Below are 17,572 nucleotides of genomic sequence, written 5' to 3' on the forward strand. Positions count from 1 at the left end.
CAATCAAGCCCAAGAAGTAACGAGAACAGTAGTAGTAAAAGACGATGAAGAAGCTCCAGTGATAACTCTAGTGGGAAATGCAACAGAAGAAGTAACCTACGGAGGAACGTATACAGATGCAGGAGCAACAGCATTAGATAATAGAGATGGAGATATAAGTGAGACCATAGTAGTGACTGTAACTAAAAACGGTGAAAATGTTGGTGAAGTATCTACAAATGAGCCAGGAACATATATCTACCACTACAATGTATCCGATGAAAAAGGCAATCAAGCCCAAGAAGTAACAAGAACAGTAGTAGTAAAAGAAGATGAAGAAGCTCCAGTGATAACTCTAGTAGGAAATGATAATGAAGAAGTAACCTATGGAGGAACGTATGTAGATGCAGGAGCAACAGCATTAGACAATAGAGATGGAGATATAACAGAAAATATAGTAGTAACTATAACTAAAGACGGTAGCCTTGTAGATGCAATATCTACAGTTGAGCCAGGAACATATATCTACCACTACAATGTAACTGATGAAAAAGGTAACGAAGCTAATGAAGTAACAAGAACAGTAGTAGTAAAAGAAGATGAAGAAGCTCCAATAATAACATTAGTAGGAAATGAGAGAGTAGAAGTAACTTATGGAGGAACGTATACAGATGCAGGAGCAACTGCTTTAGACAATAAAGATGGAGATATAACAGAGAATATAGTGATGACTATAACTAAAGATGGTAACCTTGTAGAAAGAATATCAACAAATGTATCAGGAATATATATCTATCATTACAATGTATCTGATGAGAATGGGAATGAAGCCAACGAGATAACAAGAATGGTAGTAGTTAAGCAAAGACCAAGTTCAGGTGGCGGAGATACCCCTTCAGGCGGAGGTGACAACCCATCAGGAGAAGATAATAATCCTTCAGATGGAGGAGACACAACTGATGATAATGAAGATGGAGACTTAGACGAAGAAATAATAATAGATGAACCTACAACTCCATTAGGTGCCATAGAATTTTATGATCCTTATATCAAGGGATTTCCAGATGGTTCATTTAAACCTAAAAAAGCTGTTACAAGAGCGGAAGTAGCTGCAATGTTTGCAAGAATTCTAAAATTAGATACTGAAGAATCAGGAGATTCTAGCTATACTGATGTAACAAATGCTCATTGGGCATACAAGTACATTCAAGCGATAACCAAGATAGGTTTATTCAAAGGATATGATGATGGAACATTTAAACCAAATCAGGCTATAAAAAGATCTGAAATAGCAGTTGTATTCTCAGCATATTGGGATTATGTTGGTGCAGAAGTAAAAGATGACGAAAGTATCTTTACAGATATTTCAGGACATTGGGCACAATCATATATAAATAAATTATATAATGCTGGAGTAGTAAAAGGCTTTGAAGATAAAACATTTAGACCTGATACCGATACTGCTAGAGAGCAAATAGTAATTATGATCAATAAGATTATAGCTAGACCTAAATTAGATACAGTAAATCCTTCGTTTAGTGATGTATCTAATGACCATTGGGCATATGGAGATATTGAAGCTGCATCAGTAAAATTTAACAAAGAAGAAAATAATGAAGAAGAGAATCAAGATAGTGGAGATCAGCAATAAGACATAATATGAAATAGTAAATGAACAAAAAAATAATCATTTATTTTAAGGACTTAGTCAATAGGCTAAGTCCTTTTGGCGGTTAAATAAATTATATTATAAGCTTAAACTGGTAGTAAAAGGGGTTTTAAATTATTAGAATAAACAGTTGACATACAAGTATTACAGGTGTAATATATAACTTGAGAAACTATTACATATGTAATAGTTTGAGAAAAGAAAGAGGATGATTATATGGAACAAAATACTCAAATATCAGGTGCAGAATGGAAAATAATGAATATACTTTGGTCGACTTCACCCCTTACAGCGAATGAAATAATTAATCATTTGGGTAATCATGTCAATTGGAATGATAGAACCATAAGAACATTAATAAATAGATTATTGAAAAAGCAAGCAATTTCATTTGATAAAAAGGGCAGAGAATACTTATATTACCCTATTGTTAACGAAGATGAATGTAAAAGAAAAGAAAACAAAAATTTCTTGAACCGTGTTTATAATGGCACTTTCAGCTTGATGTTTGCAAAATTTTTGGAAGATGAGGCATTTAGTAAGGATGAAATAAATGATTTGAAAAAGATTCTTAACGAAAAGACGGAAAAATAAGGAGGTTAGATATTGTTTAATTTACATGAGTTGACTATTCAAATATTTCATTCATCAATAATAATAAGTATTGTCATCTTGATTATTCTTAGCATAAAAACCATATTTAAAAATAGATTAGGAGCAATGTGGCATTATTCCATATGGTATATACTTATATTAAGGATGGTGTTGATAGAATCTGTTGAAACCAGTTTTAGTTTTTTTAATATATATAATTACTTATTAAATAAGAAAAGCGATATTGCCATTATCACCAATGATACATTATTAGAACCTCTTGGAAATAGTAATATGCTTAATCAACCAACAAATATTTCAGGTGATTACGCAATATCTATGACACAGAATCAATTGACATTCTTATATGATAAAGGGACTATGGTTTGGTTAATAGGTGTTTTACTAATATCAATAATTATAATAAGTTATAATTTATACTTAAATTTTAGATTAAGACGTGAATATGAAATTAATGTAGATGAAAATATAAAGATGATTGTGGAAGATTGCAAGCTAAAGATGAAGGTAGATAAAAAAATAGGTATTGCTGAAAGTAATTTGTTCAAAACACCCATATTGTTAGGTGTTCTTAAACCAATGTTAGTATTCCCAAAAGCTATCTTACAGGATTTAACATCAAAGGAACTGGAATACATTATCCTACACGAACTAGCACATTATAAAAGAAAGGATATTATAAAGAATTGGATCTGTGTTATGTTACAGGTTATTCATTGGTTTAATCCATTGGTCAGCTATGGATTTTATAAAATGCGTCAGGATTGTGAAGTTGCTTGCGATGCATATGTCCTTTCTCATTTGGAATCACATGAATATAAGGATTATGGTAATACAATAATTACTATGATTGAAAAAATATCTTTTTCTTCATCCATCCCTGGAATAGTAGGATTTAGTAACAAAAAAACAAATATTAAAACTCGCATTCATAGTATTGCAGAATTTAAAAAGGAGAAAAAAACAACAAAAATCAAAAAAGCAATAGTTTTTGTAGTATTAGCATGTATCTTATTAAGCAATAGACAGAATGTAATGGGTTACGAAGAGTCAGAATTACCTATAAATATAATAGATGAACACTTAAAAGAATATTTTGATAAATATGATGGGACATTTGTTATGTTAAATGAGAATGAAGACAATTATTACATTTATAATTCTTATAAGGCTCAACAGCGTATGGTACCATTGTCCACTTTTAAGATAGTTATTGCTGTAACGGCTCTTGAAGAGGGTATCATAAAAGACGGAATGTCAGAGTTGATATGGGATGGAACGAAATATCCTTATGATATATGGAACATGAATCATAACTTAAAAACTGGGATGAAATTTTCTGTTAATTGGTATTTTGAAAAGTTAAGTAGAGATATAGGTAAAGAAATAATGACAGACGTGATTAAGAATATTAATTACGGTAATGAAATTGGTTGGGGAGGGATAGAAAGTATTATAAATGGTAAATTAGCATTAAAGATTTCACCTATAGAACAAGTCGAATTTCTTAAAAAAACACATAATTACGAAATACCCTTTAAGAAAGAAAACATAGATACGGTAAAAGAAGTTATAAAATTATCACAAAAAGAGAATAGTGTTTTGGCTGGAAAAACAGGAACATTGATTTCAAATGAACATGAAATCAATGGATGGTTTATTGGTTATGTGGAAAAAAATAATAACGTATACTATTTTGCGGTTAACATTGAAGGCGATAGTGATGCAAATGGTGTTAACGCTCGCAAAATAGCGCTAAAAATATTAAATGATAAAGGGATATACTAAGAATAATGAGGGAGAATTTTATATGAAAAAATTTTTTGTATTAGTAATGATGATAGTAATAATGGTTACCGCTGGATGCAGTGCTAAAAAGGATGACTATATTTATAAGCTAGATATTGATGATGAAGTTAATATTGATGATAGTTTGACCATTAAAGAAATTAAGAAGGGGGTTTTAGTAGTAAATCATAAATTTCCATGGGATGGAAATTCTATGATTATTGAAATGAAAAATGGTGATGTAGCCCTAATTGATACACCTTATGAAAACGAAGCAACCAGAAAGATTATTGAGTGGGTCCGAGAACGAGCAGGTCAAGAGGTTAAATTTATAGAAATAAATACTGGTTTCCACTTTGACAATTTAGGTGGAAATAAATATCTTGCTGAACAAGATATTAAGATTATAGGAACATCAAAAACGGTAAATATGGTTAAAGAAAGAGGAGAAGATGCTAGAAAGCTTTTTTTAGATTGGCTAAAAGATCCTGAATTGAAAAAATATTATGATGTTTACACTAAACTTGAGTATATAGAGCCTACTGAAATAGTTAATATAGATATTGATGAGGAAATGGAAATTGTTTTTGGAGATGAAAAATTAGTACTTTATTATCCACAAGAATCCCATTCTCCTGACAACATTGTCGTTTATTACCCTAGTAAAAAAGTATTGTTTGGTGGTTGTATGGTGAAATCAGCTGAATCAGAAAACTTAGGTAATACAGCAGATGCAAATATTATGGGATGGTCAGAAAGCATAAAGAAATTAAAAAGAAAGTATAGTGAAAAAAGTGTTGATGTAATTGTTCCTGGTCATGGTGAAGTAGGCGATTATTCTTTGTTAGAAAATACTGAGAATCTATTAGAGCAATGAATCAGATTAACTTAGTGCTATCTATTGTTTATTAGATGTAATATATAAAGAAATATTTACCAAATTAACAATATGTGATATAATATCAATGAGAGGGTAGTCAAAGAGTCGGCAGTATTGACCGTATTATTCTGTAAATCGTAAAGCATATGAAAATATGTGACACAAAGCTATAGGGTCTAAGGCTTAATTATAAGCTATGATAGCCAGTTACCAGAGGAAGACTTTGATTACCTAGTAGTCAAATCTTTTCTCGAAGTGGCAAATTCAGTGAAAGCTGAAGACGCAAAACTAAAGGGCCTAAGTCAAAAATGATATGGCAGCCAGTTACCGAAAGAAGAGTTTTATTACTTTTCTTTCCCACGAATATGGCAAACCTATCGTGAGGTAGGGACGCAAAACTATAGGGTCTTCATATATGAAGATAGCCAGATGCCGAAGGGAGAGTTACAACTGAAAAAAATAGTATTAACTTTTATAGTTGCATTAATTTTTGTAGCATTAGCTGGGACAACCGCTTTTGCTAAGAGTGAAATTATAAAGGTCAATGCTGATAACGGCACAGTAAGTATCAATTATGATACTACTAATTATTCTGACTTAAAAGTTGTCGTGAAGAAGGGTTCGGATAAATATATCTATAACCTTAATTCTTCAAATGAAGAGCTACCATTACAAATGGGCAATGGTGAGTATACTGTAGGAATATATAAAAGAGCTGATGGTAACAAGTACAAATTGTTAACATCTAGTAAAGTACATAATGATACAACTAATAATACAGTATTCTTAGCAAGTGTTCAGAATGTACATTGGACAAGCGATTCAAAAGCAGCTATTCTAGCTAAAGAACTAACTAAAGATGCCAAGACTGACAGAGAGAAAATAGAAGTTATATATAATTACATAATCGATAATGTTAAATATGATGATGAAAAAGCAAAGAATGTTAGTAGCAGATATTTACCTTCAACTAATGAAACGTTAGCTAGTGAAAAAGGAATATGCTACGATTATGCTTCTCTATTTGCAGTTATGCTTAGAAGCCTTAACATTCCTACAAAGCTTGTTCATGGCGATAGTAATTTCACTTCTGTCTATCATGCTTGGAATGAAGTGTTAGTTGATAACAATTGGATAGTTGTAGACACTACCATTGATGCAGCATATAAATCAGAAGGTGTAAAAGTTTCTTATGAAAAAGATCCTTCAGATTATAGTGCTAAAAAGGTATTTTAATAATGAATAATATTTGATCCCTCTCAAAGTAATTTTTGAATTAATTTTATACTTAGAGTTTAAACAAGTATTTTTATATATCTCCATACATCTGATAAATTTCTTTTTTCTATATCATTTTTATAACGTATCATAAATTTTATATCTCCTAATAATAATCTAGGATAAATCAAAGATTTTTCAAGTATTGCTTGAAATTATAACCAATTATTAGTACAATATCTTATAGAATGAAAAATGAGGTGTAAGACATGGAAGCAATAAAATTATTAATAGAAATAGTAATTAGTTTTGTCTGTGCAGTAATTGTAGTATGTGTTCATGAATATCCTAGAATTATTTGTTACAAGTATTTAGTTCATCCATTATATAAGAATGAAACCAAAGTTTCATTTAATCCACTAAAATATATGGATCCATTTGGAATAATTTCTTTTATGTTTTTAGGGGCTGGATGGCAAAAACCTTTTAGTTTTAATACTGGTAGATTAAGAGATAAGAAAAAAGGTCTTATATCCATAACATTAATTGGTATATTATCTAATTTGCTGTTAATGGCAGTTTTAATACCTATTTTTGTTTCAACATTTAGGCAGAATTATTATGTAACTAAGTTTTTATTTATATTGATTCTATTTAACTTAGCTATAGTTGTTGTGAATTTATTACCTGTACCACCATTTGATATGGTTAAAATAATTCAAGCTCTTAATCCACGTGCATACTTCAAATTTGTTCAATACGAGAAAGTTATTCAAGCTTTATTCATTTTATTCTTGGCTTCTGGATTTATTAGTACTCTAGTAAATATTATTATAAATAGTATTTTTAGTACTATGATAGTTAGCGGGGTATAAGAAATAAAGAAAGGGTTTTTTAATTGAGTATTCCTGTAAAATTAGAAGTATTTGAAGGACCATTAGATTTATTGTTACATTTAATAGACAAAAATAAATTGAATATATATGATATACCTATTGTTATAATAACTGAACAGTTTTTGGAATATATCAAGAAGTTAGAAGAAAAAAATATGGAAATTATGAGTGAATTTATTGAAATGGCAGCTACGTTAATAAATATTAAGTCTAAAATGCTGTTACCAATAGAAGACGAAGAGGAAGAAGAAACAGACCCTAGAGAAGAACTGATGAATAAACTCATTGAGTACAAGAAATTTAAATATATTAGAGATAAATTGAAAATAAGACAAATTGATGCTAAAAAAGTTATTTTCAAAGAACCTACAATACCAACAGAAGTTCTTAACTATGAAGAAAAAGTAGATACCAGTAAGATACTATCAGATATTGATTTTTCTATGATTTACAATGTATTCCAATCTGTTATGAAAAAGCAATATAATAAAATAGATACTATAAGAAGTGATTTTGGTGAGATTGTTAGAGAAGAATATACTGTAAATGATAAAATAGATTATATAATTAATTTATCAAAACAGTACGAAACCATAAGTTTCAGAGATGTTCTCGAAACTCAAATATCCAAAGTAGAAATAATTGTTACATTTCTTGCAGTCTTGGAATTAATGAAGATGGGTAAAATATTAATCGTACAAAGGGATCTATTTGATGATATCATTATAAAGTATACAGATTTAAATAATGATAATATAATATAATTAATCCTGAATGCCTAAATAACATAGAATATTTAGGATTTAGGATATATTTATGTAGATTGATTATATATACACTTAGAAATAAAAGTTTGAACAGAGGGGAATAAATATGCAACTATGTAAAATTGAAGCTATTATTGAATCTATATTATTTACTATGGGAGAAGCTGTTGAACTTGATAAGATAGCTGATGTTATAGAACAAGATAAAAACACAACTAAAAAGATAATGAATAATCTTATAGATAAATATGATAGTCCTGATAGGGGCATAACAATTATTGAGATTGATAATGCATATCAGATGTGTACTAAAACAGAATATTACGATTATATAAGAAAAGTTAATAATAAAGCAAAGAATTATGTATTGACAGATGTATTACTTGAAACTTTGTCAATAATTGCATATAAGCAACCTATTACTAAAGCAGAAGTTGAAAAAATAAGAGGTGTAAGTTCTGTACATTGTATTAATAAACTAATAGACTATAATCTAGTATGTGAAAAAGGCAGAATGGATGCACCGGGTAGACCTATAATTTTTGGAACGACACAGGATTTCTTACGAAATTTTGGATTTCAATCCTTAAAAGAATTACCGCTGATAGAAGAAGAAAAACTATCAACTATCCAAATCGAAGCACAACAAGAAGTACAAAAAGAATTTAAAACAGAAGAGGGTTAAAAATTTGGAATAAATTAATCATTTTACTTATAAATTATTATAAGGAATTCTATAAGAAAGATGATTAAGATGAAGAAAATAACTAGTACAATAATATACATATTCATGATTGCTATAATGTTATCTTGTAATATTGCTTCTGCAGAAGATTGCAATGATGAACCAAAAAAATTATATGCATACTCTGCTCTGTTGATGGATAAGAAAACAGGAAGAGTATTATGGGAGAAAAAAGGTTTTGAAGAAAGAGCTATGGCAAGTACAACTAAGATTATGACTTGTATTGTAGCTCTTGAGTCATGCGAACTTGATGAAATAGTTAAGGTAAGCAAAGAAGCATCGAAAGCCCCTAAGGTAAAATTATATATTAGGCCGGATGAGGAATATTATCTGGGAGATTTGTTGCATGCATTAATGTTGGTTTCATCTAATGATGTAGCAATTGCAATAGCAGAGCATGTAGCAGGTTCTACAGAAGAATTTTGTAAATTGATGACTAAGAAAGCTAAGCAGATTGGTGCTATAAATACATGTTATAAAACACCTAATGGTCTTGATGCAGATGGGCACTATACTACGGCATATGATTTAGCCCTTATAACGAGATATGCTCTTAATAATGAGACTTTTATGAAGCTTATTAATACACCATCTGTAAGCTTTTGTGAAATAAATGAGGGTAGAAACTTTAACATATCCAACAAAAATGCTTTTTTAAGTATGTTTGAAGGAGCTAATGGAGTAAAGACAGGTTACACTTCAAAAGCTGGCTATTGTTTTGTAGGTTCTGCTAAACGAGGAGATCTAGAACTAATATCTGTGGTTTTAGCATCAGGTTGGCCTAATAATAAAACTTATCGATGGAACGATACTACAAAAATCATGAATTATGGATTTAATAATTATGAAACAAAAACAGTGTTGACTAGTAATAAACATGTGTGTCAAGTTGGAGTAAAAAAAGGTATTGGAGAATCTATAGATGTTTTAACATCACAAGATGTTGATATAACGTTGTCAAAAGATGAAAAGGTATATATACTATATAATGTTAATTCTAATATAATAGCCCCAGTTAAAATTGGGCAAAATGTAGGTAATGCCGAAATATATGTTGATGGTAAACATTACCTTTCAGTACCACTCATAACCAATACAGAAATTAAAAAGATCACTTACAAACACATATTCAATAAAGTACTTGAAAAATTTCTTTTGTTTTCATGTAACTAATAAATTTATATCTTTATGATTAATATGATTAAGAAGGGAAAATAAATGGAAATTAGATTACAAAAATATTTGGCTGATGCAGGTATCGCCTCTAGAAGAAAATGTGAAAGTTATATAGTTGAAGGCAAAGTATCAGTTAATGGAAGAGTCGTTAAAGAACTTGGAAGCAAGATAGAACCAGATAAAGATATAGTAAAATATAATAGCAGAGTTGTTAAGAATAACTCTCACTTAATATATATTATGTTGAATAAACCTACTGGTTATATAACTAGTGTTTCAGATGAAAAAGGTAGAAAGACAGTAATGGACCTTATTGATATTAATACCAGGGTATACCCTATCGGTAGACTTGATTACAATACCAGCGGGTTATTACTTCTTACTAATGATGGAGATTTAACTTATAAATTGACTCATCCAAAACATGAAGTCGAGAAAAAATATATAGTAACTGTTAAAGGTGTACCTTCAGAAGAAAAACTAAATGAATTAAGGAAGGGAACTGATTTGGGAGTTTATAAGACATCTCACTCCAAAATTAGTGTTCTTCAAAGCAGTAAAGACAAAACAAAATTAAAAGTAGTAATTCATGAAGGTAAGAATCGACAGGTACGCAAAATGTTTGAACATATAGGTTGTCCCGTAATAAAACTTCAAAGAGCGGCTATTGGAAAGCTAAAAATAGACGGTTTATCTCAGGGTAAATATAGACATCTAAGTAAAGATGAACTTAATTATTTAAAAAATTTATAAGATTTATATATCCCCAAAGAAAATAAGATAAAATGTCTTATTATACTCTTTGGGGTTTAACATGTGTATTTTTAAAGGAGGTGGTTTACATGTTTGAGCCTAAAATCACTGATACTGTACAAGGAATTGTTAAAACATACATCAATGAGGGTGATACAGTTATAGATGCTACTATTGGAAATGGTTATGATACTGTTTTTTTAGCTGAGATGGTAGGCATTGATGGAAAGGTATATGGCTTTGACATTCAAGATGTTGCAATCAGGTCAACAAAAGAGAAATTAGATGAAAGAAAATTATTAAATAGGGTAACACTAATAAAGGACTCTCATGAATGTGTCAAAGATCATATTAAGAGTTCAGTGAAAGTTGCTATGTTCAATTTAGGTTATCTTCCAAGTGGAGATAAGGAAATAATTACTAAACCTTATTCTACTATAAAAGCTATAGATAATATACTTGATCTATTAGAGGAAAATGGTCTGGTATCAATTATTTCTTATTATGGACATAAAGGCGGTATGTTAGAAAAAAATGAAGTAAATAAATATTTAGGACAATTAAATAATAAGCAATATGACGTAATATCCATTGCTTATGAAAACAGGAAAATGAATGCTCCTATTATTTATTTAGTAAGGAAAAAATAGTTGCTTATTTTTTAAATACACTTGATATTTGCAACGAATTAATGTAAAATGATACTTGGTGAAGATTGCATTGTTTTACATAAACATAAAAATGGAGGGTTAATGCATGAGTATTCAAAACATGATCAATGAACTCACTAACCGTCGAAATGTTATTGAAACAGGTAGAGAAGAAGCAATTAGCAAGATACATGCTGATTCTAAATTGACGGCTAGAGAAAGAATTGAAGAACTACTTGACACTAATAGCTTTGTTGAGATTGGTGCGTTCGTAAAGCACCGTACAACTGATTTTAATTTAAGTGTTAAGGATACTCCAGCTGATGGCGTTGTAACTGGTTATGGTACTGTTGAAGGAAGATTAGTATACGTATATAGCCAAGACGTAACAGTCCTTGGTGGTGCATTAGGTGAAATGCATGCTAAGAAAATATGTGCTGTTTACGATATGGCTATGAAAATGGGTGCTCCAATCATTGCGTTACTTGATTCTGCAGGAGTTAGACTTCAAGAATCTACAGATGCACTTGATGGGTTCGGACAAATTTTCTTGAAGCAGACGCTAGCATCAGGAGTTGTACCACAAATTACAGCTGTTCTTGGTACATGTGGAGGAGGAGCTACACTTATTCCTTCTTTATCAGATTTTACATTCATGACTAAGAAAGCTACTAGTTTATTTGTTAATAGTCCTAATTCTTTAGATAGTAAAACTGAGACATTAGAAACTATAGCAAGTGCTGATTTCCATTCTAAAGAAACTGGCATTGTTGATTTTGTATGCGAAGATGAAAAAGATTTATTAGCAGAGTTAAGGAATTTTGTTAATTTATTACCTTCAAATAATTTTGAAGAAGCTCCAATATTTGATACAAATGATGATCTTAATAGAGTATCAAGCGAACTGAATGAAATTGCTCCAGAAGATTTAACTGCAGGAATTGATATGAAAGTAGTTATTTCTCATATTGCTGATAATAATATGTTCGTTGAAACTAAAGCAAACTATGCAGTGTCAATGTTAACAGGCTTTATTAGATTAAATGGACAAACTGTAGGTGTATTAGCAAATCAAAGCGTTGAAAATGATGGTTTACTTACTTCTTCAGCTTGTGAAAAAGGAACTAAATTTATTGGATTTTGTGATTCTTTTAACATTCCAATTGTAACTTTAACTGATGTTGCTGGATACAATGCTACAGTAGCAGAAGAAAAGATAGGAATCTCAAAATTAGTATCAAAATTACTTTGTGCTTTTGCAAGTGCAACAGTTCCAAAAGTAAATGTTGTCGTAGGCAGAGGTTATGGAACTGCTTATGTTGCTATGAATAGCAAACATATAGGTGCAGATTTTGTATATGCTTGGCCAAACAGTAAAGTATCTATGATGAACGCAGATTCAGCTGTTAGAATAATGTATGCTGATGAGTTAAGTAAAACTAGTATCTCTACTGAAGATATTAACAATAAAACTGCAGAATATGAAGAACTTCAAGCTAGTCCATATGCTGCTGCAAGTAGAGGATATGTTGATGATATTATTGAACCAGCTGCTACAAGAAAGCGTGTTATAGTTGCATTAGAAATGCTTTATAGCAAAAGAGAATCAAGACCTGAAAAAAAACATGTAACTGTTTAAATGAGGTGAATTTAATATGAGTAACTTATCTGAAGGTGTAATTGCACTTATAAGTGGAATGGGAATAGTATTTGCAGTGCTTATACTGATTGCTGTAATTATATGGGCATTCAAGTTTATTAAACAACCTGGTAAAAAAGAAGTTGTAGTTCCAGAACCACTTCCTGTACAAGCACCTGTAGAAGTGGAAGAAGAAACAGATGACTTAGAATTAGTCGCTGTTATTACTGCTGCTATTGCAGCATCTCTTAATACTACAACTGATAAATTGCAAGTAAAATCTTTTAGAAAAATAGGTTCAAATAGATCAAGATGGTAGTTTAGAGATAATAATTTTAAATGAAAACTTTTGTTAAAAATTGTTAGCAAATATTTGATAGGAGGATTTATCATGAGAAATTTTCAAGTTACTGTTAATGGTAATACATACGAAGTTGCTGTAGAGGAATTAGGAAACGGACAAGTTGCAACTCCTGTAGTATCAGCACCAACAGCAGTACCTAATAAAGCAGCAGCGCCTGCAAAGAAACCAGCCGCAGCGTCAGCTCCAGCAGGAGCGACTAAAGTAACAGCTCCAATGCAAGGTAAAATTGTAGATGTTAAAGTATCTAGTGGACAACAAGTCCAAGCAGGAGATGTACTTGCTATACTTGAAGCTATGAAGATGGAAAATGAAGTCGTAGCTCCAGCAGCTGGCACAGTTGCTTCAGTAAATGTTTCAGCAGGACAAAGCGTTGAGACAGGAGATTTAATCGTATCTCTAAACTAAGAATTAAACATAGTAGGGAGGTAACTCGATAATGGAATTTTGGAGTAGGCTTGGAGACGCTTTGTTAGGATTTGTTCAAGATACCGGTATTTACTGGATATTTGATAAATTTACAGCTGAAGAACAAGCTTGGCGAAATATAATTATGATAGTTGTTGCATTAACATTAATGTATCTAGCTATTAAAAAAGAATATGAACCATTATTATTATTACCAATTTCATTTGGTATGTTGTTAGTTAACTTGCCTTTAAGTGGAGTTATGAATGAACCTGTAGGAGATCAAATAGGTGGATTGCTTCATTACCTATATCAAGGGGACGAACTTGGTATATTCCCACCATTAATCTTTATGGGTGTAGGAGTTATGACAGATTTTGGACCATTATTAGCTAATCCTAAAAGTTTCTTATTAGGTGCAGCCGCTCAATTCGGTATCTTTTTCGCATTCTTTGGAGCTTTAATTTTAGGATTTACACCTGAACAAGCAGCTTCTATAGGTATTATTGGTGGAGCTGATGGTCCTACAGCTATTTTCACAACAATACAGTTGGCTAAGGAGCTACTAGGTCCCATCGCAGTTGCTGCTTATTCGTATATGTCATTAGTACCTATTATTCAACCACCAATTATGAAGGCTTTAACATCTAAAGAAGAACGTATGATTAAGATGGAACAATTAAGACCAGTATCACAATTAGAAAAGATATTATTCCCAATTGTTGTTACTATAGTAGTTATACTTATTTTACCATCAACAGCACCACTTATCGGTATGCTTATGTTCGGTAACCTTATAAAAGTTTCTGGTGTTACTGAGAAACTTGCTGATACAGCTTCTAATGCACTTATGTATATTGTAACAATATTCTTAGGTATTACTGTTGGTGCTACAGCAAGTGCTGAAAAGTTTTTAACAGTAGATACTCTTAAAATATTAGCATTAGGATTAGTTGCATTTGCAATTGGTACTGCTACAGGTGTTATATTTGGTAAAATCATGTGTAAATTATCTGGCGGTAAGATTAACCCATTAATCGGAGCTGCTGGTGTATCAGCTGTTCCTATGGCAGCTAGAGTTGTTCAAAAGGTAGGACAAAAAGAAAACCCAACAAATTTCTTATTAATGCATGCTATGGGACCTAACGTAGCAGGTGTTATAGGTTCAGCAGTTGCTGCTGGGGTATTCTTAACATTATATAAATAATTAAATGTAATATGAGTGAAAGATTCACTTAGGTAGAAAGTCAATGATTATAGGAGGTTTAAGATATGGCTGTGAATAAAAGACCTGTAAAAATTACAGATACCATACTTAGAGACGCTCACCAATCACTAATAGCCACTAGAATGAAAACTGAAGATATGCTTCCTATTGTAGAGAAATTAGACAAAGTAGGATATCATTCAGTTGAATGTTGGGGTGGAGCAACATTTGATGCTTGCTTGCGTTTCCTTAAGGAAGATCCATGGGAGAGACTTAGAAAGTTAAGAGATGGATTTAAAAATACGAAATTACAAATGTTATTAAGAGGTCAGAATATCTTAGGATACAGACATTATGCAGATGATGTAGTTGAATATTTTGTTCAAAAGACTATTGCTAATGGTATAGATATTCTTCGTATATTTGATGCTTTAAATGATCCAAGGAATCTAAAAACTGCAATAGATGCAACTAAAAAAGAAGGCGGTCACGCTCAGATTGCTATTTCTTATACTCTAAGTGAAGTACATACATTAGAGTATTATGCAAAACTTGCAAAACAATTAGAAGATATGGGTGCTGACTCTATTTGTATTAAAGATATGGCTGGATTATTAGTTCCATATTCAGCAACAGAATTAGTGAAGACATTAAAAGAAACTGTAAAAGTTCCTATTCAGTTACATGCTCACTATACTAGTGGTGTTGCTGCTATGACTTATTTAAAAGCTGTTGAAGCTGGAGCGGATATAATTGATACTGCAATGTCACCATTCTCAATGGGAACAGCTCAACCTGCTACAGAAGTTATGGTTGAAACATTTAAAGGAACACCTTATGATACAGGATTTGATCAAGATCTATTATCAGAAATAGCTGATTATTTCAGACCACAAAGAGAAAAAGCTCTAGAAAGTGGATTGATGAATCCAAAAGTATTAGGTGTTAATATTAAAACATTATTATACCAAGTACCAGGTGGTATGTTATCTAACTTAGTATCACAACTTCAAAAACAAAATGCAGAAGACAAATTCTATGACGTTCTTGAAGAAATACCAAGAGTGAGAGCTGATTATGGATATCCACCACTTGTTACACCTTCAAGTCAGATTGTAGGAACACAGGCTGTACTTAATGTACTTTCTGGTCAAAGATACAAGATGGTAACAAAAGAATCTAAAGCTTTAGTTAGAGGAGAATATGGAAGAACTCCTGTACCAATTAGTGATGAAATCAAGAAAATCATTATTGGTAATGAAAAACAAATAACTTGTCGTCCAGCTGATTTAATTAAGCCTGAGCTTAAGAAAATAGAATCTGAAATGACTAGATATAAACAACAAGATGAAGATGTTTTATCTTATGCATTATTTGCACAAGTTGCTGAAGATTTCTTCAAATATAGAGAAGCACAGCAAACTAAGGTAGATCCTAATATGGCTGATAAGGATAATAAGGTATACCCTGTATAGATTCAATATAATAAAGCTGGTACCTTTTGGTACTGGTTTTATTTTTTTAATGGAAGGATTAGAAGTACAATCTTTTAAATTTTACTTTTTTTTATAGGCCGTAAGTACTTTTGTATATGCATATTTTATTAATTAAAACATATTGTAAAATTATTTTTATTAATATATAATAATATTAATCCATAAAAAATAACAATGCCTAGAATTCTATACAAGATATAGTAATCATGAAGAATTAACAACAATATATTGTATAGAAAGTTATACAGAACTATTTGTTTTTTAATTAATTATAACAATCTTTAAAGTGATAAAAAGAAAATAATTCGTTATATTAAGTTATTGGTATAAAAATCTAGTACATAATATTTTTAATATCCATAAAAACTTTGATAGTGAATTAATAATGTTAGAGAGGTATTAATATGCATAGACAAAATGATTTGATGAAAAGGATTAATAATTCCTACCCAAAACTTAGTAAGGGGCAAAAATTATTAGCAAATTATATATTGGAACATTATGAGAAGGCAGTTTTTCTTACAGCTGCAAAGCTAGGTAAGATAGTTGGCGTTAGTGAGTCAACAGTGGTAAGATTTGCTAATGAACTTGGTTATGATGGTTATCCAAAACTACAAAGAGCCCTTGAAGAATTAGTTAAGACAAAATTAACTTCATTCCAAAGAGTTGAGGTGACATCAGATAGAATTGACAAAAATCATGTTCTAAAATCAGTTTTACAATCGGATGCAGAAAAGATTAAGCATACCTTAGAAGAAATTGATGAAGATATATTTAATGAAGCAACCAGCATGATACTAGGGGCTAGGAAAATCTATATACTAGGTGTAAGAAGTTGTGCTTCCTTAGCAGGTTTTTTAGGTTTCTACTTTAACCTAATATTTGATAATACCAAATTAATCCATACAAACAGTGTAAGTGAAATGTTTGAACAGATTTATAGAATTGGTCCAGAGGATGTAGTAATAGGAATAAGTTTTCCAAGATATTCAAAGCGTACTAAAAAAGCTATGGAATTCGCTAAAAATAGAGATGCACAGGTAATTGCTATAACAGATAGTTATTTATCCCCATTGATACAATTTGCTGATTGTAGTCTTATAGCTAGAAGTGATATGGCTTCTTTCGTAGATTCATTAGTTGCACCATTAAGCTTGATTAATGCATTGATAGTTGCATTATGTATAAAAAAGCAAGATGAAGTGTTAGACACTTTAGAGAATCTAGAAAAAGTATGGAACGAGTATCAAGTTTACGACAATGAAGAAGATTATAATATGAATTACAATATACAATCAAAAAATAACACCGATATATTAGAATAG

Annotated in this window: 17 protein-coding genes and 3 riboswitches; all 17 genes read left to right on the forward strand. The window is 30.9% G+C overall.

Annotation, left to right across the window (positions count from 1 at the left end):
- Positions 1-1,630, forward strand: a 1,630-nt coding sequence (locus AACQ14_RS05055; protein WP_339362491.1) for an S-layer homology domain-containing protein, incomplete at its 5' end; no start/stop codon positions are given.
- Between the two features lie 234 nt (positions 1,631-1,864).
- A complete protein-coding gene (locus AACQ14_RS05060; protein ID WP_113674871.1) occupies positions 1,865-2,242 on the forward strand; it encodes a BlaI/MecI/CopY family transcriptional regulator in 378 nt (125 codons plus the stop codon).
- A gap of 12 nt (positions 2,243-2,254) precedes the next feature.
- The gene (locus AACQ14_RS05065) at positions 2,255-4,051 is read left to right on the forward strand and encodes a BlaR1 family beta-lactam sensor/signal transducer (protein ID WP_339362492.1); all 1,797 of its coding nucleotides are present in this window, start codon (positions 2,255-2,257) and stop codon (positions 4,049-4,051) included.
- Positions 4,052-4,073: 22 nt separating this feature from the next.
- Positions 4,074-4,928 (forward strand): MBL fold metallo-hydrolase, encoded by an 855-nt coding sequence (locus tag AACQ14_RS05070; protein ID WP_339362493.1) that lies wholly within the window; start codon positions 4,074-4,076, stop codon positions 4,926-4,928.
- A gap of 129 nt (positions 4,929-5,057) precedes the next feature.
- Positions 5,058-5,146: riboswitch (cyclic di-GMP riboswitch) on the forward strand.
- Between the two features lie 32 nt (positions 5,147-5,178).
- Positions 5,179-5,263, forward strand: a riboswitch (cyclic di-GMP riboswitch).
- Positions 5,264-5,288: 25 nt separating this feature from the next.
- Positions 5,289-5,368, forward strand: a riboswitch (cyclic di-GMP riboswitch).
- Entirely contained in the window at positions 5,361-6,167 is an 807-nt protein-coding gene (locus tag AACQ14_RS05075; RefSeq protein WP_339362494.1) for a transglutaminase-like domain-containing protein, read from the forward strand. It overlaps the preceding riboswitch by 8 nt.
- A gap of 251 nt (positions 6,168-6,418) precedes the next feature.
- On the forward strand, positions 6,419-7,024 hold the full coding sequence (locus AACQ14_RS05080; protein WP_339362495.1) for a site-2 protease family protein: 606 nt from the start codon (positions 6,419-6,421) through the stop codon (positions 7,022-7,024).
- 23 nt (positions 7,025-7,047) lie between these two features.
- A complete protein-coding gene (locus AACQ14_RS05085) occupies positions 7,048-7,809 on the forward strand; it encodes a segregation and condensation protein A (RefSeq protein ID WP_339362496.1) in 762 nt (253 codons plus the stop codon).
- Positions 7,810-7,918: 109 nt separating this feature from the next.
- Positions 7,919-8,497 carry an SMC-Scp complex subunit ScpB gene (scpB, locus tag AACQ14_RS05090; RefSeq protein ID WP_339362497.1) on the forward strand — a complete coding sequence of 193 codons (579 nt, stop codon included), beginning with the start codon at positions 7,919-7,921 and terminating at the stop codon, positions 8,495-8,497.
- A gap of 69 nt (positions 8,498-8,566) precedes the next feature.
- The gene (locus AACQ14_RS05095; protein ID WP_339362498.1) at positions 8,567-9,730 is read left to right on the forward strand and encodes a D-alanyl-D-alanine carboxypeptidase family protein; all 1,164 of its coding nucleotides are present in this window, start codon (positions 8,567-8,569) and stop codon (positions 9,728-9,730) included.
- A gap of 45 nt (positions 9,731-9,775) precedes the next feature.
- Positions 9,776-10,486 (forward strand): pseudouridine synthase, encoded by a 711-nt coding sequence (locus AACQ14_RS05100; RefSeq protein ID WP_339362499.1) that lies wholly within the window; start codon positions 9,776-9,778, stop codon positions 10,484-10,486.
- Between the two features lie 89 nt (positions 10,487-10,575).
- On the forward strand, positions 10,576-11,136 hold the full coding sequence (locus AACQ14_RS05105) for a class I SAM-dependent methyltransferase (RefSeq protein ID WP_339362500.1): 561 nt from the start codon (positions 10,576-10,578) through the stop codon (positions 11,134-11,136).
- Between the two features lie 187 nt (positions 11,137-11,323).
- A complete protein-coding gene (locus AACQ14_RS05110; RefSeq protein WP_339362536.1) occupies positions 11,324-12,775 on the forward strand; it encodes an acyl-CoA carboxylase subunit beta in 1,452 nt (483 codons plus the stop codon).
- Positions 12,776-12,791: 16 nt separating this feature from the next.
- A complete protein-coding gene (locus AACQ14_RS05115) occupies positions 12,792-13,094 on the forward strand; it encodes an OadG family protein (protein ID WP_273326372.1) in 303 nt (100 codons plus the stop codon).
- Between the two features lie 72 nt (positions 13,095-13,166).
- Positions 13,167-13,544, forward strand: coding sequence for a biotin/lipoyl-containing protein (locus AACQ14_RS05120; RefSeq protein WP_113674882.1), 378 nt, complete (start codon positions 13,167-13,169; stop codon positions 13,542-13,544).
- A 31-nt stretch (positions 13,545-13,575) separates the two neighbouring features.
- Positions 13,576-14,751 (forward strand): sodium ion-translocating decarboxylase subunit beta, encoded by a 1,176-nt coding sequence (locus AACQ14_RS05125; protein ID WP_339362501.1) that lies wholly within the window; start codon positions 13,576-13,578, stop codon positions 14,749-14,751.
- 65 nt (positions 14,752-14,816) lie between these two features.
- The gene (locus AACQ14_RS05130; protein WP_339362502.1) at positions 14,817-16,226 is read left to right on the forward strand and encodes an oxaloacetate decarboxylase subunit alpha; all 1,410 of its coding nucleotides are present in this window, start codon (positions 14,817-14,819) and stop codon (positions 16,224-16,226) included.
- 425 nt (positions 16,227-16,651) lie between these two features.
- Positions 16,652-17,572, forward strand: a complete 921-nt coding sequence (locus AACQ14_RS05135; protein WP_339362503.1) for a MurR/RpiR family transcriptional regulator — start codon at positions 16,652-16,654, stop codon at positions 17,570-17,572.

The sequence above is a fragment of the Vallitalea maricola genome, from assembly GCF_036985595.1.
In the GTDB taxonomy this organism is placed as follows: domain Bacteria; phylum Bacillota; class Clostridia; order Lachnospirales; family Vallitaleaceae; genus Vallitalea; species Vallitalea maricola.

Coding starts and splice junctions, on each gene's coding strand:
- AACQ14_RS05115 (WP_273326372.1), top strand. CDS start 12,792: ATGAGTAACTTATCTGAAGGTGTAATTGCACTTATAAGTGGAATGGGA.
- AACQ14_RS05135 (WP_339362503.1), top strand. CDS start 16,652: ATGCATAGACAAAATGATTTGATGAAAAGGATTAATAATTCCTACCCA.
- AACQ14_RS05105 (WP_339362500.1), top strand. CDS start 10,576: ATGTTTGAGCCTAAAATCACTGATACTGTACAAGGAATTGTTAAAACA.
- AACQ14_RS05075 (WP_339362494.1), top strand. CDS start 5,361: ATGCCGAAGGGAGAGTTACAACTGAAAAAAATAGTATTAACTTTTATA.
- AACQ14_RS05100 (WP_339362499.1), top strand. CDS start 9,776: ATGGAAATTAGATTACAAAAATATTTGGCTGATGCAGGTATCGCCTCT.
- AACQ14_RS05125 (WP_339362501.1), top strand. CDS start 13,576: ATGGAATTTTGGAGTAGGCTTGGAGACGCTTTGTTAGGATTTGTTCAA.
- AACQ14_RS05060 (WP_113674871.1), top strand. CDS start 1,865: ATGGAACAAAATACTCAAATATCAGGTGCAGAATGGAAAATAATGAAT.
- scpB (WP_339362497.1), top strand. CDS start 7,919: ATGCAACTATGTAAAATTGAAGCTATTATTGAATCTATATTATTTACT.
- AACQ14_RS05095 (WP_339362498.1), top strand. CDS start 8,567: ATGAAGAAAATAACTAGTACAATAATATACATATTCATGATTGCTATA.
- AACQ14_RS05080 (WP_339362495.1), top strand. CDS start 6,419: ATGGAAGCAATAAAATTATTAATAGAAATAGTAATTAGTTTTGTCTGT.
- AACQ14_RS05120 (WP_113674882.1), top strand. CDS start 13,167: ATGAGAAATTTTCAAGTTACTGTTAATGGTAATACATACGAAGTTGCT.
- AACQ14_RS05070 (WP_339362493.1), top strand. CDS start 4,074: ATGAAAAAATTTTTTGTATTAGTAATGATGATAGTAATAATGGTTACC.
- AACQ14_RS05130 (WP_339362502.1), top strand. CDS start 14,817: ATGGCTGTGAATAAAAGACCTGTAAAAATTACAGATACCATACTTAGA.